Source organism: Neisseria sp. P0009.S007, assembly GCF_051962515.1.
Window position 1 is genome coordinate 1 of sequence record NZ_JBQCVF010000081.1, and the last position, 10,283, is coordinate 10,283.

At 48.4% G+C, this 10,283-nt stretch carries 12 protein-coding genes; 3 read left to right on the top strand and 9 right to left on the bottom strand.

What is annotated here, in order from left to right:
* From ACTHS3_RS08280 to ACTHS3_RS08290, 3 genes are all read left to right on the top strand, one after another.
* Positions 1-966 (top strand): hemolysin family protein (locus tag ACTHS3_RS08280; protein ID WP_440367654.1); only part of this gene is annotated, 966 nt, incomplete at its 5' end.
* 59 nt (positions 967-1,025) lie between these two features.
* Positions 1,026-1,829, top strand: a complete 804-nt coding sequence (locus tag ACTHS3_RS08285; protein WP_004519970.1) for an RNA ligase family protein — start codon at positions 1,026-1,028, stop codon at positions 1,827-1,829.
* Between the two features lie 32 nt (positions 1,830-1,861).
* A complete protein-coding gene (locus ACTHS3_RS08290) occupies positions 1,862-2,995 on the top strand; it encodes an AAA family ATPase (RefSeq protein ID WP_004519969.1) in 1,134 nt (377 codons plus the stop codon).
* Between the two features lie 98 nt (positions 2,996-3,093).
* Here the strand turns inward: ACTHS3_RS08290 and ACTHS3_RS08295 are convergent, their stop codons facing one another.
* The 9 genes from ACTHS3_RS08295 to ACTHS3_RS08335 form a co-directional block, all read right to left on the bottom strand.
* Positions 3,094-3,399 (bottom strand): hypothetical protein, encoded by a 306-nt coding sequence (locus ACTHS3_RS08295; protein WP_003746349.1) that lies wholly within the window; start codon positions 3,397-3,399, stop codon positions 3,094-3,096.
* A 26-nt stretch (positions 3,400-3,425) separates the two neighbouring features.
* Complete coding sequence (locus ACTHS3_RS08300) at positions 3,426-4,316, bottom strand: NAD(+) kinase (protein WP_036491160.1); 891 nt, start codon at positions 4,314-4,316, stop codon at positions 3,426-3,428.
* A gap of 27 nt (positions 4,317-4,343) precedes the next feature.
* The gene (locus ACTHS3_RS08305) at positions 4,344-4,916 is read right to left on the bottom strand and encodes a ubiquinone biosynthesis accessory factor UbiJ (protein ID WP_004519967.1); all 573 of its coding nucleotides are present in this window, start codon (positions 4,914-4,916) and stop codon (positions 4,344-4,346) included.
* A 50-nt stretch (positions 4,917-4,966) separates the two neighbouring features.
* Positions 4,967-5,740, bottom strand: coding sequence for an SDR family NAD(P)-dependent oxidoreductase (locus tag ACTHS3_RS08310; RefSeq protein ID WP_440367657.1), 774 nt, complete (start codon positions 5,738-5,740; stop codon positions 4,967-4,969).
* Between the two features lie 89 nt (positions 5,741-5,829).
* The gene (locus ACTHS3_RS08315) at positions 5,830-6,471 is read right to left on the bottom strand and encodes a TetR/AcrR family transcriptional regulator (RefSeq protein ID WP_004519965.1); all 642 of its coding nucleotides are present in this window, start codon (positions 6,469-6,471) and stop codon (positions 5,830-5,832) included.
* Between the two features lie 18 nt (positions 6,472-6,489).
* Entirely contained in the window at positions 6,490-7,530 is a 1,041-nt protein-coding gene (gene murB, locus ACTHS3_RS08320; protein WP_004519964.1) for a UDP-N-acetylmuramate dehydrogenase, read from the bottom strand.
* Positions 7,531-7,576: 46 nt separating this feature from the next.
* Positions 7,577-8,350 carry an LEM-3-like GIY-YIG domain-containing protein gene (locus ACTHS3_RS08325; RefSeq protein ID WP_004519963.1) on the bottom strand — a complete coding sequence of 258 codons (774 nt, stop codon included), beginning with the start codon at positions 8,348-8,350 and terminating at the stop codon, positions 7,577-7,579.
* Between the two features lie 63 nt (positions 8,351-8,413).
* Positions 8,414-9,793 carry an MATE family efflux transporter gene (locus ACTHS3_RS08330; protein ID WP_049336801.1) on the bottom strand — a complete coding sequence of 460 codons (1,380 nt, stop codon included), beginning with the start codon at positions 9,791-9,793 and terminating at the stop codon, positions 8,414-8,416.
* Between the two features lie 103 nt (positions 9,794-9,896).
* Positions 9,897-10,283, bottom strand: a 387-nt coding sequence (locus tag ACTHS3_RS08335) for an acyl-CoA thioesterase (protein ID WP_440367659.1), incomplete at its 5' end; no start/stop codon positions are given.

The window sequence follows — 10,283 nt, forward strand, 5'->3', positions numbered from 1 at the left end:
AGCTTTATTTTAATTGCCGACCTGATGCCCAAGCGTATGGCAATGACCCATCCCGAAGCGGTGGCGGTACGCATTGTGCGTCCGATGATGTTTTTGATTTTTATCTTAAAGCCGTTTATTTTGATTTTTGACGGATTGGCAAACGCAATATTCAAGCTCTTCAAAATTTCCACCGTCCGTCAGGAACAACTGACTTCGGAAGACATTTACGCCGTCGTCGATGCCGGTGCGCAGGCTGGTGTGTTGAAAGAACAAGAACACTATCTGATTGAAAACATTTTCGATATGCAAGAGCGCAAGGTAACTTCCACCATGAGCACGCGCGAATACATTGTCTATTTTGATAAAAACGACAACAGCGATACCGTGTTGGAAATGATGTCGGACAAACCGCACAACAAATTCCTTGTGTGCGACGGCGATTTGGAACGCGTTATCGGCTATATCGAATCGCATACGTTGCTGACCTTATTTTTAAGAGAAAAAGATGTCCGGCTGACCGACAAGCGCGTGTTGCGTAAAGCCTTGTTTATCCCCGATACGCTGTCGCTTTACGATGTCTTGGAAACCTTCAAGACTTCTGGCGAAGACTTTGCCGTCGTAGTGAACGAATACGCGCTGGTGGTTGGCGTGGTAACGCTGAAAGATGTGATGAGCATTGTGATGGGCGAGCTGGTCAATACCGAAGAAGAGCCGCAAATCATCCGCCGTACCGAAGACACATGGTTGGTGGACGGCGCGACCCCGCTCGCCGATGTCATGCGTGCGTTGGATATCGAAGAGTTTCCCGATTCGGAAAACTACGAAACCATCGCCGGCTTTATGATGTATTCCCTGCGCAAAATCCCGAAACGTACAGATTTTCTGGTTTATGCCGGTTATAAGTTTGAAATTATCGATACTGAAAATTTGAAAATCGACCAGCTTTTGGTTTCCAAACAAGGAAATATGGTGGGAAAAATGTAACGGGTTGCTGGGAACACTTGAAAAGAAAATTAAAAAATGAATAAAAAGGAAAAAATATTATGACGACAACTGAACCTCAAAAATACGCCCGCAGCCTGCACGCGCCCATCAGCCTCGGCACGACTTCAGACGACCGCTTTATGCCGCGCGGCTTTCTTTCATATTTTGCCTCGCTGCCGAAATTGGTTTTAACCGAAAAATTAGATGGGCAAAACAACTGCTTTGCCGCGCACGGCCTCTATGCCCGTAGTCATGCTGCACCTACCCAGCATCCGTGGGATAAACCTTTGCTGCAACGATGGCAGCAAATCAAAGATGATTTGGGCGATCTCGAACTTTTTGGCGAGAATATGTACGGCATTCATTCGATTGCCTATTCTCAACTGGAAAGCTATTTTTATCTATTCGCCGTCCGCCGTGGCGGACATTGGCTTTCATGGGAAGAGGTTAAATTTTATGCGCAGCTGTTTGATTTTCCGACTGTGCCAGAAATCCCAATTGTCCAGCCGCTTGCAGATTCCACTCAAAAATACGCCAATGAAGATATTGCTTTAGCGCAATGGCTTGCCGCTAATTTGGGAGAGCCGTGGACAGACAGCGTACAAACTGCCGGTAAGCTTGGCGGCTACGATCCGAAAACAGGAGCGGCATGCAGTGAAGGTTTCGTTATCCGGAACGCCGCTGATTTTGCCACCAACAACGGCAACCTGCCTGTTCAATTCAATGAATTTGATAATCTTTTCAAATTGGTGCGAGCCAAACACGTTAAAACCGACGTTCATTGGACGAAAACTTGGAAGCCTGCCCGTCTTATCGATTACGACAAATACCATTGGCAAAGCTGGCAGTTTCAGACGGCCTGAAGTCCAATTATCCAATAATAAGAAAGACAATTATGTGGACATTCCCAGATTACATACCCGGTCAACTTCCTGATTGGCAAGCCTTAGAACGTCGTTTCAGCTGGTTTGCCGATATGAAGGATGTTCTGCAAGACCCTGAGTGGCATGCTGAAGGCGATGTATTTACGCATACCAAAATGGTGTGCGAAGCCCTTTTACAACTGCCCGAGTTTCAAGCGCTTGATGAACAGGAGCAACATATTCTGTTTGCTGCCGCCATACTGCATGATGTGGAAAAACGCAGTACGACCAAGCGTGAAATAGAAAACGGTAAAGAGCGTATCGTTTCGCCGCATCACGCAAAAAAAGGCGAGCATACTGCCCGTACTTTACTGTATACCGAATTTGCCGCTCCATTTGCCGTAAGAGAAGCAATCGCCAAACTTGTGCGCTTGCACGGATTGCCTTTATGGGCAATTAACAAGCCTAATCCTGATCGAGCTGTCATAGCGGCCAGTTTGCAGGTTAACACTGCACATCTTGCCATGCTGGCTAAAGCCGATGTCCTGGGTCGTATATGTTGCGACCAACAGGATATTTTGCTGCGCGTTGATTTGTTTCGTGAACTCTGTGAAGAAAATGCTTGTTGGGGTAAGGCACGTACGTTCGCCAGCGATTACGGACGCTATCTCTATCTTAACGGCCGTAGCGAAATGCCGGATTATCAGCCATTTGATGATCAGACCTTTGAGGTGTACGCCATGTGCGCCATAGCAGGTAGCGGCAAAGACAGCTACATCAGGCAACATCTTGCCCATTTACCTATGCTGTCGCTCGATGAGATTCGCCGTGAGCGTAAACTCAATCCCGCAGATTCCAAACATACCGCCGAAGCAGTGCGTTTGGGTAAAGAGCAGGCAAAAGAATACCTGCGAGCCCGTACGTCATTTGTCTTCAATGCGACCAATCTCAACCGCGACTTGCGCAGTAAATGGCTGCCGATGTTTGCCGATTACGGCGCACGTGTGCATCTCATTTATTTGGAAGTGCCTTACACGCAATTACTATCGCAAAACCGTAACCGCGAACATTCTGTTCCGAATGATGTGTTGCACCGCATGATAGAAAAGCTGGAAATCCCTGATTACAGTGAAGCGCATACGGTAGATTTTGTGGTCTCTTCTTAAAAAGTAAAGGGTTTTTGTAAGTAGGCCGTCTGAAACAATCTAATGTTTCAGACGGCCTTTTTATGAAATTAAAATTACTAGAGCTAAGGGGAAGGTCTTTATTCGCAATTTAAGCCTTTTGTTTTTTCAGCGAATGTATCCATGGCAATTTGGCACATGCGTTCACGTTGGCCTACGTCGGCAGCAGGCAGGATTTGGCGCAGGTATTTTGTGTTGTCACGTTGGAACGATGCTTTATCGCCTGCTTTTTGGTAACACGCATCCGCACGGGTAAAGTATTGCTGGCAGATTTTCGGCAATTCTTCAAAGGACAAGGGTTTGCTTTTGTGCATGCCGTGTGCGGAGACGGAGAGGGAGGAAAGGGCGCACAGCGCGATGATTAAGGTTTGGGAAATGGTTTTCATGGTAAGCCTATTTATTGAAGTGGTGTTTAAATCAATTGTTCGCCCCAATGCAGCTTTTGGCGCAGGGTTTTGAAGTATTGGTAATCGGTGGGATGGAGGACGCGCAAGGGATTGTGATAGCGGCGAATGATGATGCGGTCGAAGTTTTGCACGTCGATATGGGATTGTCCGTCAAAATGTGCGCGTGCGTCGCCGCTTTTGGTAATGAGGATTTCGATTACGCTGGTGTCGGAGATGGCAATCGGGCGGTTGGTCATGGATTGCGGACAGATAGGCACAAGCGTGAAGGCGTGCAGACCGGCTTGCATGATGGGGCCGCCGGCGGCAAGTGCATAAGCGGTCGAACCTGTCGGCGTGGAAATAATCAGGCCGTCCGAACGTTGGGTATAGACAAATTCTTGATTGATAAATACTTCAAATTCAATCATTTGGCCTGCACCGCCACGAGACAGTACGGTGTCGTTGAGGGCTAGGGCGCGTTCGATGGTTTCGCCGTCACGAATGATACTGGCTTCAATGAGGATGCGCTCTTCGGGCAGATATTTGCCTTCCAGTACGGGGCGGATACCCTCAACCATGGTGTCGCGTGAGATTTGGGTGAGAAAGCCTAAGTGGCCTTGATTGATGCCGATGATAGGAACGGCGCGCGGAGCAACTTCGCGGGCAGCGGAGAGGAAGGTACCGTCGCCGCCGAGCACAATGACGAGGTCGCAATATTTGCCCAGTTGGGCTTTGTTTACGGTTTCGCAGTAGGCGGAATCTTGGATATAGACGCAGTGTTCTTCTACGCTCAATTCATCCAGATAGATGGTGAAGCCGTTTTCGCGCAGAAAAGAAACCAATGTGTGGACGGTATCTTGAATTTCGGGCGTATTGGGACGTGTAACGATACCGATGTTTTTAAATGGGCTTTTCATGATAGTAGGCCGTCTGAAATTAAGTGTCTAATCTATCCAGATATCGCGCTCGAGGCGATCGAGGCGTTCGTTTAGGCGGGCAACGTCGTCACGCAGTTTGTCCACTTCTTCCAACCATGCGGCAAGCGTGGCTTGGTCGATAACAGGGGATTCGGGTTCGCGTGAAAAGTCGCTGATTTGCTCGGCAATGCTTTTGCCGATTTTTTTCATGGTGCGGCCGATGTCGCCGGCGCGCGAGCTGATACTTTCTGCGGCCACATGACCGAATACACGCGCCAAATCTTCGCTCGGATAATAGCGCAGTCCACCCAAAATAGGAAGGACGGACATGCCCAAGACCAAGTCGCCTTCGAGGCTGATGTCGCCCACGCCGGGCTGGCCGCCTTGGAGGATTTTTTGGATGGCGCTGTTGTGGAATGTGATGTTGGTGTCGGCGGTTTCATTTGCGGTTTCAAGAAAACCTTGTTCGCTGATGCGTCCGGTCAGTCTGAAACCGGTCAGGCTGATGCAGATGATGCTGCCTGCAAATTCAGACAGCTCGCGCTGTTGCTCTGGATTTTGCTGTATCAGGTGGTTGATAAGGGGAAATAGGGCGGACATGGTTTACTCTAAATGCCGTCTGAAACGGATTAATGGGTTGAGTCGCAATTTTACAGGCTTAGCCCGTCTGCGCAAACGGTATTTACAATTTTGCCGTTGCTTTTGTCATCAACGATGAAATCAGGAGCCGGTAGCCCGAGTTTGGTCGCTTCGGCAGTATAAAATTCGGCCCGGCTTGGGTGGCGGGGTTCGACAATATTGCGGATACGCTTGCCGTCAGCTTGGCAGGCCGTTTGAAAAAGGACTTGGACGGCAAGATCCTTATGAAGAATATTGACGGGTTGATTGCCGCCTTGAATGCGTGTTTTCTGAACCAGCTTGGTAACGGGATGACGGTCGGCAGAGTAAAGCCCGCCCAGTCGCAGTATATCGATATGGGGGACGGCGCTTTCAAGCAGGGCTTGCTCGACTACGAGGATTTGACGGGCAGATTCGGTTTGCGGATCGGGCGGCGTGCTTTCATCGCATATGCGTGCTTGGTCGCCATACACGCTGGTGCTGCTGGTAAAGATGATGTGTTGTACCTTAGATTGCTCGGCAAGTTGAATCCATTTTTTTAAGGTATCGGCGTAATGGTTTAATGATGAAGGCGGAAGCAGGCAAAACCATGTCGGCTTGTTGATATGGTTTTGCCATAAGGTCGAACTGTGAAAAATATCGTTTTGGTTTAAATCGATAATGTCGAGTTCAATTGGCAGATTGATGTCGTCGGAGGTCAGGTTGCGTTTGACGGCGGCTACCTGACTGCCTTGCTCATAAAATTTTTGTGCCAGCGGCAGGCCGAGATAGCCTAAGCCGAGAATGGAAATATCGGGAAGGTGCATAAATAAAGCATCCGAAAATTAACAGGCCGTCTGAAAATAGCTTTAACTTGGTTAAAGCCACGTTTTCAGACGGCCTTTGTATGGAAAAATTAATGGTTGCTGCCGATTTTTTGGTCGAATTCGGCACGGTGTTCCGGCAGGAGGTAGGGGCGTAACAGGCTGAGTGTGCGGCTGATGCCCCGTACTTTGGAATCCTCGGTCAACTTGGCTCGACCGCGCAGGGAGCTGTCGAAGTCGAACCAGTATTTCGTCACCATCCACATATTGACGGCAAGGTCGTTCATGGCGGTTTGGTCTGCGCTGATGATGTTCAGACCGTTGAGCTGGGTCAGCAGGTTGACCAACAGCGGGGACACTTTGGCTTGGGTAAAGGTATTGTGCTCGCCCAATAATTCGGCACTGCGGGCAAGCAGGGTATTCACATCGCTGAAAAGGAAACGGTATTCCCACATCACATCATAAATACCGGCCATGTAGTTGATGGAGTCTTCCACATTAGACGGCAATACGGCTTCGTTAAGGTAGACAAGCAGGGCTTCGCTGTAACGCTTGAACAATTGGACAATAATTTCGTCTTTGTTGCGGAAATGGTAGTAGAGGTTGCCCGGGCTGATGCCTAAGTGGGCGGCAATATGGTTGGTGCTAATATTGCGCTCGCCTTCTTCGTTGAACAAGGCGAGGCTGGCATTGATGATTCGTGTGTAAGTGTTGACTTTAGCAATGCGCGGCATGGAATACACTCCTTTGTTTTATAGGCTGTATGAAGTCGGCAGCCAGTTGGGTTCTGCGTGTAATTCTACCTGAAATTGAGTAAATACTGTATTACAAACATATTGTGCCAGCTGGTGGACATCTTGAGCGGACGCATTGTTTTTATTCACCAAAACCAAAGCCTGTCTGTCATGCACAGCCGCCCCGCCGATCTGATGGCCTTTCAGACGGCATTGGTCAATCAGCCAGCCGGCCGCGAGTTTGACCGAACCGTCAGGCTGCGGATAGCGTGGCATATTGGGGTATTGTTGCAACAAATCGGCAGCTTTTTCAGCGCTGACAACAGGGTTTTTAAAGAAACTTCCGACATTACCAAGCACGTTAGGATTAGGCAGTTTACTGTTGCGGATTGCACACACTGCATCGGAAACATCTTTAGCCGTTGCCTCGCGGTCTTGGCTTAGTTCGGCAACCGCTGCCGCCAAATCGCCATAGCCCAAGTTCGGCACAAAATGCTCTTTTAACGCGAATACAACCGAAACAATCACATAACGGCCTTTGCCTTCCTGTTTGAATAGGCTTTCACGATAGGCAAAGTCACAGTCGGCATTGGAAAGCTCGACAAAGGTTTCCGTATCCAAATCAAAGCAGCGTACGCTATGGATAACATCTTTCGCTTCAACACCATATGCACCGATATTTTGTACCGGAGACGCGCCGACCGTGCCCGGAATCAGACTGAGGTTTTCCAGCCCGCTTAAACCCAGCCCAACCGTGTGCAAAACAAAATCATGCCAAATTTCCCCAGCCTGAGCCTCGATATAAACCAGGCCGTCTGAACGCTCAATTTCGCGTATTCCCTTGTTTTCCATATGCACAACCAGACCGGCATAGTCCTCCATCAAAAGGATATTGCTGCCGCCGCCGAGCCATAAAACAGTATTTCGGTTGAACTCGGGCAGCCGGACGATGTCGCGCAACTCGTCGGCGTGTTTGAGTGCGATAAAGGCTTGGGCTTGGGCGCGAAGGCCGAAAGTGTTGTAGGGGGTGAGGTCGGTTTGGTATTGGATGGGTTGCATGATGATTTGTGATTTTGTGGATTCAGGTCGTCTGAAAACTTACTATTTAACAATTACGATAGGTAATGGGGTTTTGGGGCGCTTTATAGTTTTCTTGGGAAGAATAGGTCAGCTTGTCCACGATTTCTTGATAAATATTGGACTCTTTTGGTAACGGCTTGCCTTCAAACATCCAACGACCTTGAATAATATCGTCGGCAGAAATCCATCTTTCAATTTCATATACTGCCAATGTCCAGCCGCGATAGACTGCAACTGCATATTTTGCTTTTTCACGCCTACTTCCGATTTTCCAATATTTCCGTGTGCGCTCATAAATTTCCTTATGCCTATCGGCTTCAGGAATATTCCCTGATCTGATGTCTTTTTTCAGTTTCTCGTATTCGTTATTAATCGTAATTAAAACAATAGGTTTATCAGTTTTCAATTCTTGCGCATCATATTTTCGTTTTAATTCGGACAAGCTCATCAATCCTACTTCAGAAGAATGCGTGCCGCCTTGAATATTAGTCAGCGGCTGCTGGCTCGGCTTGACTAGGGAGAGTAGGTCTATTGCCATTGCTTCATATTCAAAAGCCTGTTTGTCTGTTTGGATGTTGTGCCGCAGAATGTAATACACGGGCTGGTTTCCGCTTTTATGTATTTCCCTAATCAAAGCAATTTTATCACTTGGCGTTTCTGTTTCTTGTAATGAACCTAGGGCATGATGGAAAACGCGATTGCCCACGCCTTTACCTACATAGAAAATATTGCCATCTCTAGGGTCAATCAAGCAATAAATATAGTAAGCAAGTTTTTCTATAATGGAAGTTGAAAACATTTTTTTCCTTAAGAGTGAATAAGCCGTAAATGAAATATCAATGGAGGTCGTCTGAAAGAAATTTCAGACGGCCTTATGTGATTTGACCATCTCTTTACTGCAAAGCTCCAAGCACCATACCAATGCAATGGCGGCAATCGTCAGCGAAACGGTCAGCGCGGTCCAGAAGCCGTAAATGCCCATATCGGCATGATAGGCAAGCAGGTAGCCGGGCAACAGGCCGCAGCCCCAGAAAGCCACGGCATGGATGAACATCGGCATTTTGGTCACTTTATAGCCGCGCAGCGCATATGAAGCGATACATTGGGTGGCATCTGCCAGTTGGAATAGGGAAGCGAAAAATAAAACGGTTGCGGCAATGCCTAATACTGCCGCATCGTTGGTGTACATACCTGCCAACTGAAAGCGAAAGACAACCAAGAGCAGCGCGGTGCAGGTGGCAAGTAGCCAGCCCAACACCAGCGAAACGCCTGAAATATAACGCGCCCGCAAAAAATCGCGCCGCCCGAGCGAAAAGCCAACGCGTACCGTGCTTGCCGAGCCGACACTTTGCGGAACCATATACAAAATACCCGACAGGCTGATGACGACTTGTTGCGCGGCGACATAATCTTCGCCGAATGGCGCCACCAAAAAGACGATAAACGAAAACGCGCTGGCTTCTAGAAAATAAGACAAGCCGATGGGTGCGCCGATTTTCCAAATCTGTTTAAAGGCCGCCAAATCGGGTTTGCCGATTTTTGCCGTCAAGCCAAACGGACGGAAGAATTTTTCTTTGGTGATATAAAGCCACAAAGCCAATGCGCTGAACCAAAATACCGCTGCCGTTGCCACGCCGCAACCTGCGCCGCCCAAAGCAGGCATACCGAATTTGCCGTAAACGAACACATAGTTCAGCGGTACATTCAACGCAAATGCCGCGAAGCTGACCAACATAATTACGCGCGGACGGTTCAAGCTTGAGGCATAGGCGTGCAGAGCGCGGTGTATCATGGCGGCCGGCATAGCCAAGCTGGTAAAGAACATATATTGCGCCATCGTGTCTTCGACATAATTGTTCAATGTCAGCCAATGACGGAAAGGCGTAATCATCGCCCACATCAACAACATGCCGAATACGCCCAAACACAAGCCAAACCAAATGCCTTGCATTCCTGTTTTGCCGACTTCTTCGGTTTTACCTGCGCCGTACAACTGGGCAATCATCGGGTTCAACGCCGCCATCACGCCCATAAAGGTAATGTAAATCGTGGAAAATGCGCTGCTGCCCAAAGCCACCGCGGCCAAATCTTCCTTACCTGCGCCACCAGCCATTACCGTATCGACAAAACCAATACCCACTTGCGCCACTTGCGCCAACAGCATAGGCAGGGCGAGGGCAGTAAGCAGGCGGGTTTCTTTTAAGAAAACAGGAAAGGCAAAGCGGTTGAGGTTCAGTAGCATAATGTGTGCGATTTGAGGATAAAGGCCGTCTGAAAACAGAAACGTAAAATTATAAAGGGTAAAGTTGATAAGCAGGCAATATGTTGTTTAATCGCTAAATTTTTCAGACGGCCTTAAAAGTCGGATGTCTTTTTACTGCTTCCAACCAGCTGTCCGGCGTTTGAAACTGCATCAGGCCGTCTGAAAGCGATACTGCGGCTTGGGTAGTCGAAGCGCGGGTCAGTTTTTCGTTGGTTTCAGCATCGTAAATGGTGTAATCGATACGCAGGCAGCTTTCGATTTCAACGATATCCATATCAACGCGGATTTTTTGGCCGAAACGGGCAGGACGGATGTATTTGAGGTTCATCTGCACAATCGGCCAGCTGTACCCCTGTCGCCCCATTTCATTGTAGTCATAACCGATGGAAGACAAAAAAGCGCAACGTGCGGTTTCAAGGTATTTGACATAGTTGCCGTGCCACACGATGTGCATGGCATCTACGTCAAA

Bases quoted from the DNA above. Each gene is read 5' to 3' on its own strand.
- ACTHS3_RS08285 (WP_004519970.1), top strand. From the start codon at position 1,026: ATGACGACAACTGAACCTCAAAAATACGCCCGCAGCCTGCACGCGCCC.
- ACTHS3_RS08290 (WP_004519969.1), top strand. From the start codon at position 1,862: ATGTGGACATTCCCAGATTACATACCCGGTCAACTTCCTGATTGGCAA.
- ACTHS3_RS08295 (WP_003746349.1), bottom strand. From the start codon at position 3,399: ATGAAAACCATTTCCCAAACCTTAATCATCGCGCTGTGCGCCCTTTCC.
- ACTHS3_RS08300 (WP_036491160.1), bottom strand. From the start codon at position 4,316: ATGAAAAGCCCATTTAAAAACATCGGTATCGTTACACGTCCCAATACG.
- ACTHS3_RS08305 (WP_004519967.1), bottom strand. From the start codon at position 4,916: ATGTCCGCCCTATTTCCCCTTATCAACCACCTGATACAGCAAAATCCA.
- ACTHS3_RS08310 (WP_440367657.1), bottom strand. From the start codon at position 5,740: ATGCACCTTCCCGATATTTCCATTCTCGGCTTAGGCTATCTCGGCCTG.
- ACTHS3_RS08315 (WP_004519965.1), bottom strand. From the start codon at position 6,471: ATGCCGCGCATTGCTAAAGTCAACACTTACACACGAATCATCAATGCC.
- murB (WP_004519964.1), bottom strand. From the start codon at position 7,530: ATGCAACCCATCCAATACCAAACCGACCTCACCCCCTACAACACTTTC.
- ACTHS3_RS08325 (WP_004519963.1), bottom strand. From the start codon at position 8,350: ATGTTTTCAACTTCCATTATAGAAAAACTTGCTTACTATATTTATTGC.
- ACTHS3_RS08330 (WP_049336801.1), bottom strand. From the start codon at position 9,793: ATGCTACTGAACCTCAACCGCTTTGCCTTTCCTGTTTTCTTAAAAGAA.